Below are 15,722 nucleotides of genomic sequence, written 5' to 3' on the forward strand. Positions count from 1 at the left end.
ACTCGGCGCCGCCGCGACGCGGCGCCGCTCGTGGCCGCTGTGTCACCGGCCGAGTTCCTTATGTCCACCGAATATCTATGTCCCTATAGTGCTATGAAGCTAGATATATGGAGAAACAGTGATCGAGTTCCATCTGGACGCCAGATCCGGTGTCTCGCCGTACCTGCAGCTGGTCCAGCAAGTACGGCACGCGCTACGGCTCGGCATGCTGCGCGAGGGCGACCAGTTGCCGACCGTCAAGGAGGTCGTGGCGCACCTGGCCATCAACGCCAACACCGTCCTCAAGGCCTACCGGGAGCTCGAGCACGAGGGCCTGGTCGCCGCCCGGCCGGGGGTGGGGACGTTCGTGACCTCCACCCTCGCCGGCGCCTCGCTGGCCGCGCACGGACCGCTGCGGCTGGAACTGCGGCGCTGGCTGGCCAAGGCCCGCCGGACCGGCCTGGACGACGACGACATCGAGGCGCTCTTCATGACCACCTTTCGCAGCACCGCTCAGGAGGACATAGCGTGACTTCAGTCCTGCAGGCCCACGAGCTGGGCAGGAGATACGGCAAGCGCTGGGCGCTGCGCGAGTGCACCATCGACATCCCGGCGGGCCACGTCGTGGGGTTGGTGGGGCCCAACGGAGCCGGCAAGACCACCCTGCTGAAGCTGGCCAGCGGCCAGCTCGAACCGACGGCGGGCGGCATCACCGTGCTCGGCGGCCGGCCCGCCGGCGGCCCGGAGCAGCTGGCCAAGATCGGGTTCGTCGCCCAGGACACCCCCGTCTACGCCGGGCTGACCGTCTCCGACCATCTGCGCCTGGGAGCACGGCTCAACCCCCGCTGGGACGCCGCCATGGCGCGCGAGCGCATCGCGCGGCTCGGTCTGCCCCTCACCCACCGGGCGGGCAGGCTGTCGGGCGGCCAGCGCGCCCAGCTCGCCCTCACCCTGGGGCTGGCCAAGCGGCCCGAGCTGCTGATCCTGGACGAGCCCGTGGCCTCGCTCGACCCGCTGGCCCGCCGCGAGTTCCTGCAGCACCTGATGGAGGCCACGGTCGAGCACGAGTTCAGCGTGGTGCTCTCGTCCCACCTGGTCTCCGACCTGGAACGAACCTGCGACTTCCTGATCGTGCTCGCCGACTCCCGCGTCCAGGTCGCCGGGGAGGTCGACAAGCTGCTGGCCACCCACCACCGGCTCACCGGCCCGCGCCGCGATCCCGATCGGCTGCCCGCCGACCAGCACGTGGTCTCCGCCCGCCACACCGACCGGCAGAGCACCTTCGTGATCCGCACCGACGGCCCGATCCACGACCCCGCCTGGACCGTCACCCAGCTCAGCCTGGAGGACCTCGTCCTCGCCCACATGGACCAGCGGACCGCCGAGAACCGGCGAGCCGCCCTGGAGGTACGACGATGATCTGGCTGACCTGGCGCCAGCTGCGCGGCTCGGCCGCGATGATGGCCGCCTTACTCGTCCTGCTCGCCGTCGTGCTGGCCGTGACCGGCCCGGATCTGGCCTCCCGCTATGCCGCCGGTATCGCCGCCTGTACGCAGGACGACACCTGCGGCCGCTTCTACGACCGCTTCTTCAGCGGGCACGAATTCTCCTTCATGGCCCTCAGCCTCGTCGTGCTGGTCCTTCCGGCGCTGGTCGGGCTCTTCTGGGGCGCACCGTTGATCACCCGGGAGCTGGAGGCGGGCACGCACCTGCTGGTGTGGAACCAGAGCGTCACCCGCCGCCGCTGGCTGGCGGTCAAGCTCGCCCTCCCGGGCCTGGTCGCCGTGGCCGCCGCGGGCCTGTGCGGCCTCGCGGTCACCTGGTGGTCCGGCCCCCTCGACAAGTCGGCCTCGGAGAACCTCGCGCTGATGGCTCCCCTGGTGTTCGGCGCGCGGCATCGCCCCGATGGGGTACGCCGCCTTCGCCTTCGTCCTCGGCGTGACCAGGGCATGGTGGTGCGCCACACGCTGCCCGCCATGGCCCTCACGCTGGCCGTCTTCGCCGCGGTCCAGCTCGCCATGCCGCTGCTGGTCCGGCCCCATCTGATGCCTGCGGTCACCTCCACCTTCGAGCTGGGCCAGGCGAACATGGAGGGCATCGGCATCAACCAGGACCGAGGCGGCGTCGTGGAGATCCACCTGAGGTCCGCCGTTCCCGGCCACGGGGGCGCCTGGGTCCTGTCCGGCAGCCTGGTCGATCCGGCCGGACGTACGCTCGGCGACGGCGCCGAGGTCACCGTCCCGATCTCCACGACGTCGGGACCATGCGCACCGTCGGGATCGCCCGTCATGGACGCGTGCGCGGCCGAGATCAACCGGCTCGGCTACCGCCAGAAGGCGACCTACCAGCCCCTTGAGCGCTTCTGGCCCTTCCAGTGGATCGAGACCGGGATCTACGCCTTCCTCACCCTCGGCCTCACCTGGCTGTCCTTCTGGTGGATCCGCAGGCGCCTGTCATGACCGCCGTCAGGGTCGCGGCCGCCGGGCTCGCCCTCCTCCTGGCGACGGCCTGCACGGCGCCGGCGCCACCGCGCAGCCGGGCGAGCACGGCGGCCGGCACGGCCTGCCCGCAACCCCGGGGCCGTCTCGGGGCGGAGACGGCCACCACGATCGACGTCATCGAGCAGGCGTACTTCTGCATCCTCGGCACCTACTACAGCGGCGCCACGCTGGACGCCCGCTCACTGCTGAGCGCCGGGTTCGCCGCGTTGACGCAGGAGCTCAACCGCAACGGGCGCGACGTGCCCGAGGCGGCCATGCCCGCGTTGACCGGTGAGCGGAAGGCCGACTGGACCGCTTTCGAGGCCGCCTACCGGAAGGTCAGCGATCAGGCGCCGGACCTGCGTGACAAGCTGGCCGTCGTCACCCTGGAGGCCATGGTGGACAGCCTCGGCGACAACCATGCCCGCTGGGCGCACGACGTCGAAGAGCCCCCGGACCGCTACGACGGTGAGGGCTACGGCCTCGGTCTCCAGGCGAACGTCACCAGCGCGCAGGCGAACCTCGACCCCGGCGCCGCCCTGCCCCCGCTGTTCGTCACCGAGGTGCAGGGCGGCGCGGTGCGGGCAGCCGGGCTGCGCCCCGGCGACATCGTCGAATCGGTCAACGGATCGGCGCCCTTCGTCGACGGCGCGGCCACCCCGGCGATCGCCGCCCTCTACCCGCGATACCCGGACGCGCGCCCGGTGCGGCTGGGGCTGCTGCGGCAGAGCACCGGCCGCCGCTGGACGGCGACGCTCCGGCCCGGCCTCTACCCGCAGGACCTGACGGACCTGCAGGTGGTGCGAGCGACGCTGCTGGACGACGGCATCGCCTATGTACGGGTGCGCGGCTTCACCCCCGACGCCGCGGACAGGGTGGTCAAGGGGATCTCCCGGCTGCGGGCCGGCCGGGCCCTGTCCGGTGTCGTGCTGGACCTGCGCGGCAACGGCGGCGGCAGCCCGCTGGAGGCGACCCGGCTGGTCAGCGCGTTCACCCACGGCGCGGTCACCGCCTACCTGTGCACCGTGGACGGCAGGTGCGAGGCTTCGCGGACCGACGACACCGTCGAGCTGCTCGACCTGCCGCTGGTGGTGCTCACCGACCGCGGGTGCGCCTCGGCCTGCGAGCACTTCAGCTCCGCGGTCAAGGACCTGCGCCTCGGCAGGCTGGTCGGCACCAGGACCGCCGGCCTGATCTCCGGCCCGGCGCACGGGTACCTGCTGCGCAACAACACCATGCTCAGCTTCCCTGTCCGGCACCACCTGGGGCCCCGTCGGGAGGTGATCGACCGGATCGGCGTGCCCCCTGACCACCACGTGACCCTGACCCCGAAGGACGCGGCCGCCGGGCGCGACCCCGCCCTGGCCAAGGCCCTGGCCCTGCTGCAGAAGTGAAGGGAACCCCCGATGAGACGCCTCCTGGCGGTCGCCGCGGGACTGGTCGTCCTCGCGGCGTCCGCCTGCTCCGCGCCCGCGCCGCCCCGCTCCGCCGCCCCGCCGGCCACGCCGACCGGCCCCGCCACCTTGCCCGCCCCCACCGGCGCCCATCGGGTCGGCACCATCGCCCTGTACCTGAAGGACGCCTCCCGCCCCGATCCGTGGAACCCCGACGCCCACGCCAGGGAGCTCAAGGTCACCCTGTGGTACCCGGCCGAGCGGCGGGACGGGAAGCGCGCGCCGTACATGACGCCCAAGGAGTCGCAGCTCGCCATGCGGCGCTTCGGGATCGCGGGCGTGCCGGACGACACGCTGAGCAGGACGCGCACGAACGCCGCCGAAGACGCCGCACCCACGGGGCGGGGGCTTCCGCTGGTGGTGCTCTCCCCCGGTTTCACCCATCCGGTGAGCTCGCTGACGTCCCTGGCCGAGGATCTGGCCAGCCGCGGGTACGTCGTGGCCGGGATCGACCACACCTACGAGAGCTACGCCACGACCTTCCCCGACGGGCGGGTCGCCGCGTGCCTCGCCTGCGACAGCGACACCGACCCGGGCTTCGGCACGGGGGTGGTCGCGGGCCGGGCGGCCGACGTCTCGTTCGTGCTCGACCAGCTGCCCGCGAAGTGGGCCGGTTCCGACCGGATCGACCGCTCCAGGATCGCGATGGTCGGCCAGTCGATCGGCGGGGCCGGCGCCATGGCGGCCATGGTGAAGGACTCCCGGGTGCGGGCCGGGATCGACATGGACGGCACCACCTACGCCCGGATCCCCAAGGGCGGGTTCTCCCGGCCGTTCATGTTCCTGGGCTCGCCGCAGCACGTCCCCGGCGGCCGTGACCGTTCGTGGGACCGCGACTGGAAGCTGCTGACCGGGTGGAAGCGCTGGCTCGTGCTGTCCGGCGCGGAGCACCAGTCCTTCACCGACGCCCCGCTGCTGGCCGGCGCCCTCGGCGTCAAGCCCCCCTCGGATGTGCTGCCCGGGGCGCGCGCCGCCGAGCTCACCCGCACGTACGTGGCGGCCTTCCTCGACCGGCACCTGAAGGCGCGGCCCCAGCCGCTCCTGGACGAGCCGTCATCGCGCTACCCCGAAGTCACGTTCTGCCCCGCGACGTGCGGCCGGTCCTGAGGCCGGCGGGTTCGCGCCAGCGGTCGAGGGGCTCACGCCGCGGGCGCGGGAGCGGGTGGGCGCGGGTAGAGTCGGCGGCGATGACGAAGCACACGATCACTCCCCCCGCCGCCCCCATCCTGGGCGAGACCTACGTCTGCGCCTGCGGCGAGGATCTGCCCAACCGCATGAGCGCGGAGGTGCACGCCGCCGAGACCGGGCAGTGCAGCGTCTGCCTGGGCTCGGCCGAGGAGCCGGTGGCGCCCGGGTTCGTGCCGGAGCTGACGCGGGCCTGCACGGCGTGCGCGGGCACCGGCCGGCGGCGCGAGCAGGTCGTCTGGCAGCTCGCCCACGCCGAGGCGGAGCAGCTCATCACCGTCGGCGTCGTGCGGGACGTGGTGGCGGGCTTCGACGGGCCGTTCCACCTGTCGGAGGTCGCCGACGTGGTCCGCGCCGGGCTGGGCCTCCAGGCGGGCCGGCTCCCGGTGGGGCCGAGGGTGCGCGACCTGCTGCTGCGCCTGCAGGCGTCCGGGGAGATCACCATGCTGTCGGCGCCGGACGAACTGCTGGCCGGCACCGACGTGGTCCTCTACCGCGACCCCCAGTGGCAGCGCGCCCGCACCCTGGGCACGTGACCCGGCTCATCGGACCGCGGCCCGGCACCCGCCGGGGCTGCTGACGGCGCGCGCCGCCGCCCTCCCCCGACCATCGGTGATCGTGGGCGGTGAGGGTTCAGACTGGTGGGCGTGCGCTCGTCTTCGCTGATCACGCTCACGCCGCTGCTCCCGGCCGCCCTGGTGGCCCTGGTCGCGCTGGGCGCCGCCGTGGCCTGGCTCGGGCGGCTCGGTCACGGGCGGGCCGTCGTCACGGCGAGCCTGCGCGCCGCCGTGCAACTGGGCGTCGTGTCCGCGGTGATCGCGTGGGTGATCGCGTCCTCCGCCGCCGTGGCCGGCTTCATCCTGCTCATGTACGGCGTCGCCGCCTTCACCGCGGGCCGGCGCGTCACGGGCGGCCGGGGCGGGTGGTGGGCGGCCGTGCCCATCGCGGCGGGCGCCGCGCCGGTGCTGGGCGTCCTGGCCGCCGGCGGGGTGATCTCCGCGAAGGGCGTCGTGATCATCCCGGTCGCCGGGATCCTGCTCGGCGGCTGCCTGACCGCCACCACTCTGGCCGGGCGGCGCGCCCTCGACGAGCTGACCCAGCGGAGGGGTGAGGTGGAGGCGGCCCTGTCGCTGGGGTTCACCCCGCGGGAGGCGGCGCTGGAGATCTGCCGCCCGGCGGCCTCGCAGGCGCTGGTGCCCGCGCTCGACCAGACGCGCACCGTGGGGCTGGTCACGCTCCCGGGCGCGTTCGTGGGCATGCTGCTCGGCGGGGCGAGCCCCGTACAGGCCGGGGTCGTGCAGCTCGTGGTGCTGGTGGCGTTGCTGGCGGCCGAGGCCGTGGCGACGCTGGTGACGATCGAGGTGGCCGCCCGCGGCCGGTTCGGCGCCACACCGCGGTGAGGCGCCGCCCCGGCGGTGAGGCGCCACACTACGGTGAGACGCCGCCCGGCGGTGAGGGCGACGGCCACGGTGACGGCGACGGTGACGGTGACGGCGAGCGGGGTCAGGCGCGGCAGAGGATCTCGCCGTGCAGGACGGCCAGCCAGCCGTCCCCGTCCGCGGCCCACTCGCGCCAGGCGTCGGCCATGCGGACCAGGTCGTCGCGGGTGGCGGCGCCGGTGGCGAGCGCCTGCTCGGCCATGGCCGAGCCGAGGACGCGCTCGGCCCACATGCCGCCCCACCACGCCCGGTCCTCCGGTGTGGCGAAGCACCACGTGGACGAGGTGGCCGTCACGTCCTCGAACCCGGCCGCCCGGGCCCACGCCAGCAGCCGGCGTCCGGCGTCGGGCTCGCCGCCGTTGCCGCGCGCCACCCGCTGGTAGAGGGTCATCCAGTCGTCGAGCGCGGGGATCCGCGGGTACCAGGTGAAGGCCGCGTAGTCGCTGTCGCGCGCCGCGACGAAGCCGCCGGGCTTGGTGACGCGGCGCATCTCGCGCAGCGCCCGCACCGGGTCGCCCACGTGCTGGAGCACCTGGTGGGCGTGGACGACGCAGAACGTGTCGTCCGGGAAGTCCAGGGCGTGCGCGTCCGCGACGGCGAAGGCGGCGTTGGCGACGCCGCGGGCGGCCAGCTCGGCGCGGGCCAGCTCCAGCGCCTCGGCGGTCACCTCGGACGCCGTCACGTGCCCCACCCTGGCGGCCAGGTCGGCGGTGATGGTGCCCGGCCCGCTGCCCACGTCCAGCAGCGTCATGTGCGGCTTGAGGTGGGGCAGCAGGTACGCAGCCGAGTTCTCGGCGGTGCGCCACCGGTGCGACCTCAGCACCGACTCGTGGTGGCCGTGCGTGTATACGGCGTCCATCAGAACTCCCTTGTCCTCATCCCGTGACCGACAGCGCAACCCTAGCTCGTGTCTCATCATGAGAGAAGATTCGTCTCATTATACGAGAGACCGGAGGGGTGGCCGATCGGCGGTGACAGGGCGGGGGTGGCGGGTAGGGGGTGCGGGCCGGCGACCCACGCCGGCCGGACGACGCTCGATGAGGAGGAAACCCCCATGGCGAAGACCGTGGCAGACATCATGACGGCCCGGCCCGCGGTGGTGGAGGCGGAGCAACCCGTCTCGGTCGCCGCGGCGCTGATGCGCGACAACGACGCCGGAGCCGTGATCGTGAACGACAACGGCCGGGTCAGCGGCATCATCACCGACCGTGACATCGCGGTCCGCGTGGTCGCGGCCGACAAGGGCCCCGACACGCGGGTGCGCGAGGCGTGCAGCCCGTCCGTCGAGGCCGTCGGGCCCGACACCAGCCTCGACCAGGCGGTCCAGCTCATGCGCACGCACGCCGTGCGGCGCCTGCCGGTCGTCGAGAGCGGCCAGGCCGTCGGCATCGTCAGCCTGGGCGACCTGGCGATGGAGCGCGACCCGGAGTCGGCGCTCGGCGACATCTCGGCCGCGGCCGGCAACGACTGAGCCGCCCCGTCCCGGCACACCCGTCCGGGCCCGGCCCGACGGCCGGGCCCGGACGCATGCCAGGGCAAGGCGCGGGACGGGCGCACGCGGAGTCGGCCGCATGCCGGGGCCGGGCGCGGGACAGGCGCGCGCCGAAGGCGGACGCGGAGCCGAAAGCGGACGCGGCGCCGACGCGTGCCGGGGCCGCACGGGAATGTCGGTGACGGTCGCTACGGTGGCGGGATGGTGACAGTCGAGGACGTGCGGCGGATCGCGTCCCCCCTCCCCCGGTCGTCGGAGCACCTCATCAGGGACCGCGTGAAGTTCCGGGTGGGCTCGATCGTCTACGTCGCCTTCTCCCGCGACGAGACCGTGATGGGTTTCGCGTTCCCCAAGGAGGAGCGCTCGGCGCTGGTGGCCGCCGAGCCGGACAAGTTCCTCATGCCGGACGAGCGCGACCTGCGCTACAACTGGGTGCTCGTCCGGATGTCGGCCCTCGACCTCGACGAGGCGCGCGAACTGGTCGTCGAGGCGTGGCGGATGGTCGTGCCGAAGAAGGTCTACGCCGCCTACGCCGCGGGCGTCCGCTGACGCGCCGCTGCGTGCGGCGGCTCAGCGCAGGCCGCGGTACAGCTCCGCCGTCAGGGTGGTGATGCGGCGTACCGACGCGCTCCACGTGCCGCCCGCCGGGTGCGCGGTCAGGACCGCCAGCACGTACCTGTCGCCCTTGCCGGCCAGGCCGGTCGTATGCAGCACGGGACGCCCCAGGTCCGGCACGCCGGAGCCGCGGGCGCGCAGCGCCACGGCCGAGATCGACGCCCCCTGCGTGCCCCCCGCCCCCGTGGCGGCCGAGCCGGTCGAGACCGCGCCCGTGGACGCCGAGCCGGGGCGGCAGCGGACCGGCGGCACCGTGCCGAACCCGGACCAGCCCTGCTTGACCGCCCACGGCCGGGGCACCGCGCGCGGGATGCCGAAGTACTGGTCGAAGCCGTCCGTGCCGCACGGGGTGGCGGCCCGCAGATGGCCGAGGATCGTGTCGCGGACCCGCGGCGCGGCCCGGTCCAGCAGGTAGCGGTACACGCGCACCACGTCGTACGCGCTGAGCGAGGTGTACCCCCAGAAGCCGGGCTTGGAGGCGGGCGGCGGGACGGTGTCGGACAGGCCGAGCCGGCGGGCCATGCGGGTGATGACGGCGCCCTTGCCGGCGCGGTCCCACAGCGTCGAGGCGGCGTCGTCGTCGCTGGAGCGCAGCATGATCTTCAGCAGCCGGGCGTCGGCCGGCGGGACGGTCGCGCGCGACTCCAGGTAGTCGACGGCGAGAAGGATCTTCACCACCGAGGCGGATCGGAACGCCCGGTGGGCGTTGCGGGTGGCCACGACGCGCCCGCCGCCGCCGGCCTGGCGGTCGAAGACCACCCACGCGGCCGTGGTCCCGGCCGGCACCTGGGGCGGCTTGGCGGCCAACGCCCCGGAAACGCCGGACGACGCACCCGAAGCGTCAGAAGCGCCGGACGCGGCGGACGCGCCGGATGACGCAGCCGAAGCGCCGGACGGGCCGGACGCGGCGGACGGGCGCGCCTGCGACGCCGGGACGGCGGGAGGGCCGGAGACGCAGCCCGCGGCGAGGGGGACGGCCGCCGCGACGGCGGCCCACGGCTTGATGCGCATCCGCCATACCTACCAGAACGCGCGGACCGCCCGAAGATCACCCCATTCGAGCTGGACCGATATCGGCTTCCGTATGAACGGCCCGGCGGCGCAGTCTTGGACAGGCGCGGCCGGGTGTGGTCGGATGGCCGCCATGCCCGATGCGAACCCCACGCGGAGCCATGCCCGGCTGACGGGCGTCGTCCGCCTGCTCGGAGCGGCCGCGGCCGCCGGCGTGCTCGTCGCGGCCATCGCGCTGCCCGCCGTGGGCGGCTCCGGCGCCGCGGTGGTCTCCGCCGCCGAGGAGCTCAACCTGCGGCCGATGGAGCTGGAGGAGCCGCCGCTGCCGCAGGCGTCCACGGTGTACGACGCCAAGGGCAAGCGGATCGCGCAGTTCTACGCCGAGGACCGCAAGGTGGTCCGGCTGGACCAGATCTCCGAGATCATGCGCAAGGCGATCGTCGCCATCGAGGACGACCGCTTCTACCAGCACGGCGCGATCGACATCGAGGGCACCGTGCGCGCCCTGGCCAAGAACCTCAGCTCGGGCGGGGTGAGCCAGGGCGGCTCCAGCATCACCCAGCAGTACGTCAAGCAGGTGCTGCTCAACTCGGCCGCCACCGAGGAGGGCAAGGAGAAGGCCCTGGAGGCCAGCTACGCCCGCAAGCTCAACGAGCTGCGCTACGCGATGGGCGTCGAGAAGAAGTACACCAAGGACGAGATCCTGGCGAAGTACCTCAACATCGCCTACTTCGGGGCGGGCGCGAACGGCGTGGAGGCGGCGGCCCGGCGCTTCTTCGGCGTGTCCGCGGCCCGGCTGACGCTGCCGCAGGCCGCGACCCTCGCCGGAGCCGTGCAGAACCCGAACCTGACCGACCCCGAGACCGGCGCCAAGGCCCGCAAGCGGCTGCTGGACCGGCGCAACACGGTGCTCGACCGGATGGCGCAGCTCAAGGTCATCACGCCCGAGGAGGCCGCCGAGGCCAAGGCCGTCAAGCTCGGCTACAAGGGCGTCCGCCAGCCCAACGGCTGCCAGGCCACCATCTCCGCGCCGTACTTCTGCGAGTACGTCCGCTACGAGCTGCTGACCAACAAGGCGTTCGGCAAGACGCAGCGGGCCCGGCAGGAGGCGTTCCGCCGGGGCGGCCTGCGGATCTACACGACGCTCGACCCGAAGGCGCAGGCCGCCGCCGACCGGGCCATCAGGAAGTTCGTGCACGCCTCGGACCGGGCGCTCGCCTCCGAGGCGCTGGTGGAGCCCGGCACCGGCATGATCAGGGCGATGGCGGCCAGCCGGCCGTTCGGATCCAACACCAAGAAGAACGAGATCTCCTACAACCCGGTCGCCGACATGAAGCACGGCGGGCTGATCGGGTTCCAGGCGGGCTCGACGTTCAAGACCTTCACCCTCCTCACGGCGCTGGCGAAGGGCATGAAGATCGGCGACGGCATCAGCGTCGGCGGCACCTACACCGCGCCCTCCGCGTCCGCCTTCAAGGACTGCAAGGGCAACAACATGGGCATCCCGTCGTGGCCGGTGACCAACGACGAGGGCTCGGGCGGGTTCAAGACGCTGGCGACCGGCACGTGGGGGTCGGTCAACACGTTCTTCGTGGCGCTGGAGCAGCGGGTCGGCCTGTGCGAGACGGTGCAGACGGCCAAGTCGCTGGGCATCCGGCGGGCCGACGGCAAGCCCCTGCACGAGGTGGAGACGTTCACGCTGGGCATCAACGAGATGGACCCGGTGACGGTGGCGGCGGCCTACGCGGGCATCGCGGCCCGGGGCAAGTACTGCGCGCCGCTGGCCATCACCAAGGTCACCGACGTCGCGACCGGCAAGTCCACCTCGTTCGCGCCGCAGTGCAAGCAGGCGGTGGAGGCGCCCGTGGCCGACGCGGCGGCCAACGTGCTGTCCGGCGTGTTCACCCAGGGCACGATGCGCGGCGTGGGCGGCATCGGCCGGCCGGCGGCGGGCAAGACGGGCACCACCGACGGGTACGCCAGCGCCTGGTTCGCCGGTTTCACCCCGGACCTCGCGGGCGCGGTCAGCATCGGCGACCCGCGCGGCTCGCAGCGCTACAAGCTGACGGGCATCACGATCGGCGGCCAGTACTTCGGCTCGGTCCAGGGCGCCTCCGTGCCCGGCCCGATCTGGAAGGACACCATGCTGGCCGCCCTGAAGGGCACGCCGGCCACGCCGTTCACGCCCGTGGACCAGGCCCGCTTCGGCGGCTGCGGCTCGGCCTGCGCGCCGGTGCGCCAGCAGAGCCCGGACGACGAGCAGGCGCCCGAGGACGACGACGGGGTCATCGACGACACCCAGATCGCCGACCTGCCGGGGGGCGGCGCCCTTCCGACGACGACGCCCGAGGCGACCGCGCCGGAAGGCACGGTCCCGGACGGGATCGTGCCGGACGGGACCGACGACGCCGGGACGGAGTGACGGCTCCCGGACGGGGCGACTCCCCGGCGGGGCGACTCCCCGGCGGAATGACTCCCGGACGCCGGTGCCGTCGCGGTCGGCCCGGCGTCCGGGACCGGTTGTCCGGCTCCGGCGTCCCGGGGAGTAGGTTTTTCGGGTACGAGCCCGGAGCCACCTCTCACCGAAGGAGCCCGATGCCCATCTCGACGGCCCACGTCCCGACCGACCGCCCCGAGCGTTACATCAAGCAGCTCGTCTCCCACCTCGGGCACAAGGCGACCACGGCCCTGTCCGCCGACGGCCGGGCGACGATCACCTTCCCGGACGGGGAATGCGTGCTCGCGCCGTCCGGTGACGCCCTGGAGATGATCGCGACGGCGGCCGGGGCCGAGGCGCTGGCCGCGGTCCAGGACGTGGTGACCCGGCACCTGCTGCGCTTCGCCGCCCAGGAGGACCTGCGTACCGAGTGGACGGAGCCCGTCGCGGGCGACGAGCTGGAGGTCCTCTCCCCCGTCGCGGGCGACTACCTGCTCACGCACTGCACCCCGCCCGACGAGCTGCTGCTGGAGCTGGTGACGCGGACGCGGGAGGCCACCGGCGGCGCCGCCGGCATGCAGATCTCGCACGACGAGGGCGCGTTGCTGTCGCTGCTGGTGCGGATGACGGGGGCGCGCCGGGCGATCGAGGTGGGCGTGTTCACCGGCTACTCCTCGCTCTGCATCGCCCGTGCCCTGCCCGCGGACGGCCACCTGCTGGCCTGCGACGTGAGCGACGAGTGGACCTCCGTCGCCCGGGAGTTCTGGGAGCGCGCGGGCGTGGCCGAGCGCGTGGAGCTGCGCATCGGGCCGGCGCTCGACACGCTGCGGGCGCTGCCCGCCGAGCAGGTCTACGACTTCGCCTTCATCGACGCCGACAAGGTGAGCTACCCGGCCTACTACGAGGAGATCGTCTCCCGGCTGCGGCCGGGCGGCCTGGTCGTCCTGGACAACGTCTTCCAGGCCGGACGCGTCTTCGACCCCGCCTTCCAGGGCGAGAACCAGGTGGCGATCCGCCGCGTGAACGAGCTGATCGCCGGCGACGACCGGGTGGAGTCGGTGATGCTCCCGGTGCGCGACGGCGTCACCCTCGCGCGCCGGAAGTGACGTGACGGCGGGCTGACGGCCGGCTGACGGCGGTCAGGCGCCGACCGGTTCGGGGTTCTGGCAGCGCAGGGACAGCCGCCCGTTCTCCACGTCCACCATCACCCGGCCGCCCTCGGCGACCTCCCCCGTCAGCAGCATCGACGACAGCCGGTTGTCCAGCTCCCGCTGGACGACGCGCCGCAGCGGCCGGGCGCCGAACTCGGGCTGGTAGCCGCGCTCGGCCAGCCAGTCCACGGCCGCCTCCGAGACCTGGAGGTCGATGTCCTGGCCGCGCAGCCGCTGCCGGGTGCGCTCCAGCAGCAGCTCGACGATCTGGCGCAGCTGCGTGCGGTCCAGCCGCTTGAAGATGATCGTCTCGTCGATGCGGTTGAGCAGCTCGGGCCGCATGGAGTGCCGCAGCAGGTCCATGAGGCGCTCCTCCAGGGCCGGGTCGTCGCCCGAGTCGAGGATGAGCTGGGCGCCGATGTTGCTGGTCATGATGACGATCGTGTTGGTGAAGTCGACGGTGCGGCCCTGGCCGTCGGTCAGGCGGCCGTCGTCGAGCATCTGGAGCAGGATGTTGGTCACGTCGGGGTGGGCCTTCTCGATCTCGTCGAGCAGCAGCACGCAGTGCGGGTGGCGGCGGACGGCCTCGGTGAGCTGCCCGGCCTCCTCGTAGCCGACGTAGCCGGGCGGCGCGCCGACGAGCCGGGAGACGGTGTGGCGCTCCTGGTACTCGCTCATGTCGAGCCGCACCATGTGGTTCTCGGAGCCGAACAGCGCCGCCGCGAGCGCGCGGGCCAGCTCGGTCTTGCCGACGCCGGTCGGCCCGAGGAACAGGAAGCTGCCGATCGGCCGGTGCGGGTCGGACAGCCCGGCGCGGGCGCGGCGGACCGCCTCGGCGATCGCGACGACCGCCTCGTCCTGGCCGACGACCCGCAGGTGCAGGTGGTCCTCCAGCCGCATCAGCCGCTCGCGCTCCTGCTCGGTGAGCTGGCGCACCGGGATGCCGGTGCGCCGGGAGACGATCTCGGCGACGTCCTCGGCCGTCACCTGCGGCGCCTCGTCGCGTACCTGCCGGGCGCGGTCGAGCTCGGGGCGCAGCTTGCCGATCTCCGCGGTCAGCTCCTTGGCCTTGTCGAAGTCGTCGCCGGCGACGGCCTGGTCCTTGTCGCGGCGCAACGCCTCGAGGCGCTCCTCCAGGTCGCGCACGTCGGTGCTGGGCGTGCGGGCGCGCAGCCGTACCCGGGCGGCGGCCTGGTCCATGAGGTCGATGGCCTTGTCCGGCAGGAACCGGTCGGAGATGTAGCGGTCGGACAGGATGGCGGCGGCGTGCAGCGCCTCGTCGGTGATGCGCGCCTGGTGGTGGGCCTCGTAGGCGTCGCGCAGGCCGCGCAGGATCTCGATCGTCTCCTCGACGGTGGGCTCCGCGACGAGGATGGGCTGGAAGCGGCGTTCGAGGGCGGCGTCCTTCTCGACGTTCTTGCGGTACTCGTCGATGGTCGTGGCGGCGATGACGTGCAGCTCGCCGCGGGCGAGGGCGGGCTTGAGGATGTTGGCGGCGTCCATGCCGCCCTCGGCCGAGCCCGCGCCGACGAGGGTGTGCATCTCGTCGATGAACACGATCGTCCGGTCGGCCGTGGCGCGCACCTCGTCGACGACCTTCTTGATGCGTTCCTCGAACTCGCCGCGGTACTTCGTCCCGGCCACCATGCCGGTCAGGTCGAGCGCGACCACGCGGCGGTCCTTGAGCGGGTCGGGCACGTCACCGTTCACGATGCGCTGGGCGATGCCCTCGACGATGGCGGTCTTGCCGACGCCGGGCTCGCCGATGAGCGCCGGGTTGTTCTTGGTGCGGCGGGACAGCACCTCCAGGGCCTGCTCGATCTCGTCCTCGCGGCCGACGACCGGGTCGATCCGGCCCTGGCGGGCCTCCTCGGTCAGGTCCCTGCCGAACTGGTCGAGCGACGGGGTGTCGCTGGCGGACATCCGGTCGGCCCGGCGGGGCTCCTCGCCGTGCGTCTGGGCGCGCTGGAGGCGCTCGACGGTGACGCCCTCGTCCTGGAGCAGCCGGGCGGCGGTGGAGTCCGGGTTGACGGTGAGCGCGAGCAGCAGGTGCTCGGGGCCGATGTAGGAGGAGCCGAGGGCGCGGGCGACGCGCTGGGCGTCGAGGAGGGTCCGCTTGACGGCCGGGGAGAGCGTCGCGGGCGGCTCGTCGGCGGGCTCGCCGGGCGTGGCGGCGGCCTCGGCCCGTTCCCGCAGCCGGTCCACGCCGGCGCCGGCCGACAGGAGCAGGGCCCTGATCTGCTCGTTGCGGGTGAGGGCGTCGAGCAGGTCGAGGTCGCCGAGGTCGTCGGCCCCGCGCCGCCCGGCGGTCCGCAGGGCGTCCGTGAGCACCTGGCGGGCCTGCTCGCTGAGCAGCCGGCCGATGTCGACGCGTTGCACGCTGGGCCGGGCGGGCGGCCACGCGTCGCCGAACATCCGTCCGGTGAGCTCCTCCAGCCGCCTGAACGGGTCTCCCCCAAACAGTGGCATATCCGACATA

At 73.5% G+C, this 15,722-nt stretch carries 14 protein-coding genes; 11 read left to right on the forward strand and 3 right to left on the reverse strand.

Features of this window, described 5'->3' with window-relative positions; all coding sequences use genetic code 11:
• Positions 1–118 precede the first annotated feature (118 nt).
• From HT134_RS02125 to HT134_RS02155, 7 genes are all read left to right on the forward strand, one after another.
• Positions 119–511: a GntR family transcriptional regulator gene (locus tag HT134_RS02125; protein ID WP_175598543.1), complete on the forward strand. Its 393-nt coding sequence runs from the start codon at positions 119–121 to the stop codon at positions 509–511.
• Positions 508–1,398 (forward strand): ABC transporter ATP-binding protein, encoded by an 891-nt coding sequence (locus tag HT134_RS02130; protein WP_175598544.1) that lies wholly within the window; start codon positions 508–510, stop codon positions 1,396–1,398. Before HT134_RS02125 ends, HT134_RS02130 begins: the two co-directional genes overlap by 4 nt.
• Entirely contained in the window at positions 1,395–2,438 is a 1,044-nt protein-coding gene (locus tag HT134_RS02135; protein WP_246363516.1) for an ABC-2 membrane transporter-related protein, read from the forward strand. Before HT134_RS02130 ends, HT134_RS02135 begins: the two co-directional genes overlap by 4 nt.
• Positions 2,435–3,853 (forward strand): S41 family peptidase, encoded by a 1,419-nt coding sequence (locus HT134_RS02140; protein ID WP_175598545.1) that lies wholly within the window; start codon positions 2,435–2,437, stop codon positions 3,851–3,853. Before HT134_RS02135 ends, HT134_RS02140 begins: the two co-directional genes overlap by 4 nt.
• A gap of 12 nt (positions 3,854–3,865) precedes the next feature.
• Complete coding sequence (locus tag HT134_RS02145; protein WP_175598546.1) at positions 3,866–5,020, forward strand: alpha/beta hydrolase family protein; 1,155 nt, start codon at positions 3,866–3,868, stop codon at positions 5,018–5,020.
• Between the two features lie 80 nt (positions 5,021–5,100).
• A complete protein-coding gene (locus HT134_RS02150; RefSeq protein ID WP_175598547.1) occupies positions 5,101–5,634 on the forward strand; it encodes a hypothetical protein in 534 nt (177 codons plus the stop codon).
• A gap of 111 nt (positions 5,635–5,745) precedes the next feature.
• Entirely contained in the window at positions 5,746–6,498 is a 753-nt protein-coding gene (locus HT134_RS02155; protein WP_312887922.1) for an ABC transporter permease, read from the forward strand.
• Between the two features lie 103 nt (positions 6,499–6,601).
• Here HT134_RS02155 and HT134_RS02160 read toward each other — a convergent pair whose 3' ends face one another.
• Complete coding sequence (locus tag HT134_RS02160) at positions 6,602–7,396, reverse strand: methyltransferase domain-containing protein (RefSeq protein ID WP_175598548.1); 795 nt, start codon at positions 7,394–7,396, stop codon at positions 6,602–6,604.
• A gap of 195 nt (positions 7,397–7,591) precedes the next feature.
• Here HT134_RS02160 and HT134_RS02165 point away from each other — a divergent pair, with 195 nt between their 5' ends.
• Together HT134_RS02165 and HT134_RS02170 are read left to right on the forward strand one after the other, a co-directional pair.
• Entirely contained in the window at positions 7,592–8,008 is a 417-nt protein-coding gene (locus HT134_RS02165; protein WP_175598549.1) for a CBS domain-containing protein, read from the forward strand.
• Positions 8,009–8,230: 222 nt separating this feature from the next.
• Positions 8,231–8,578: an MmcQ/YjbR family DNA-binding protein gene (locus HT134_RS02170; RefSeq protein ID WP_175598550.1), complete on the forward strand. Its 348-nt coding sequence runs from the start codon at positions 8,231–8,233 to the stop codon at positions 8,576–8,578.
• 21 nt (positions 8,579–8,599) lie between these two features.
• On the opposite strand, the gene HT134_RS02175 is transcribed toward HT134_RS02170, so the two are convergent.
• Positions 8,600–9,655, reverse strand: a complete 1,056-nt coding sequence (locus HT134_RS02175; RefSeq protein ID WP_175598551.1) for a D-alanyl-D-alanine carboxypeptidase family protein — start codon at positions 9,653–9,655, stop codon at positions 8,600–8,602.
• 133 nt (positions 9,656–9,788) lie between these two features.
• Here HT134_RS02175 and HT134_RS02180 point away from each other — a divergent pair, with 133 nt between their 5' ends.
• On the forward strand, positions 9,789–12,077 hold the full coding sequence (locus tag HT134_RS02180; RefSeq protein ID WP_175598552.1) for a transglycosylase domain-containing protein: 2,289 nt from the start codon (positions 9,789–9,791) through the stop codon (positions 12,075–12,077).
• 173 nt (positions 12,078–12,250) lie between these two features.
• A complete protein-coding gene (locus tag HT134_RS44565; RefSeq protein ID WP_312887923.1) occupies positions 12,251–13,198 on the forward strand; it encodes a DUF2218 domain-containing protein in 948 nt (315 codons plus the stop codon).
• 33 nt (positions 13,199–13,231) lie between these two features.
• Here HT134_RS44565 and HT134_RS02190 read toward each other — a convergent pair whose 3' ends face one another.
• Complete coding sequence (locus tag HT134_RS02190) at positions 13,232–15,721, reverse strand: ATP-dependent Clp protease ATP-binding subunit (RefSeq protein ID WP_175598553.1); 2,490 nt, start codon at positions 15,719–15,721, stop codon at positions 13,232–13,234.
• Position 15,722: the final 1 nt, after the last annotated feature.

This window comes from Nonomuraea rhodomycinica (assembly GCF_013363995.1).
Classification (GTDB): Bacteria; Actinomycetota; Actinomycetes; order Streptosporangiales; family Streptosporangiaceae; genus Nonomuraea; species Nonomuraea rhodomycinica.

Coding starts and splice junctions, on each gene's coding strand:
- HT134_RS02170 (WP_175598550.1), top strand. CDS start 8,231: ATGGTGACAGTCGAGGACGTGCGGCGGATCGCGTCCCCCCTCCCCCGG.
- HT134_RS02140 (WP_175598545.1), top strand. CDS start 2,435: ATGACCGCCGTCAGGGTCGCGGCCGCCGGGCTCGCCCTCCTCCTGGCG.
- HT134_RS02180 (WP_175598552.1), top strand. CDS start 9,789: ATGCCCGATGCGAACCCCACGCGGAGCCATGCCCGGCTGACGGGCGTC.
- HT134_RS02175 (WP_175598551.1), bottom strand. CDS start 9,655: ATGCGCATCAAGCCGTGGGCCGCCGTCGCGGCGGCCGTCCCCCTCGCC.
- HT134_RS02190 (WP_175598553.1), bottom strand. CDS start 15,721: ATGTCGGATATGCCACTGTTTGGGGGAGACCCGTTCAGGCGGCTGGAG.
- HT134_RS02135 (WP_246363516.1), top strand. CDS start 1,395: ATGATCTGGCTGACCTGGCGCCAGCTGCGCGGCTCGGCCGCGATGATG.
- HT134_RS02160 (WP_175598548.1), bottom strand. CDS start 7,396: ATGGACGCCGTATACACGCACGGCCACCACGAGTCGGTGCTGAGGTCG.
- HT134_RS02145 (WP_175598546.1), top strand. CDS start 3,866: ATGAGACGCCTCCTGGCGGTCGCCGCGGGACTGGTCGTCCTCGCGGCG.
- HT134_RS02150 (WP_175598547.1), top strand. CDS start 5,101: ATGACGAAGCACACGATCACTCCCCCCGCCGCCCCCATCCTGGGCGAG.
- HT134_RS02165 (WP_175598549.1), top strand. CDS start 7,592: ATGGCGAAGACCGTGGCAGACATCATGACGGCCCGGCCCGCGGTGGTG.
- HT134_RS44565 (WP_312887923.1), top strand. CDS start 12,251: ATGCCCATCTCGACGGCCCACGTCCCGACCGACCGCCCCGAGCGTTAC.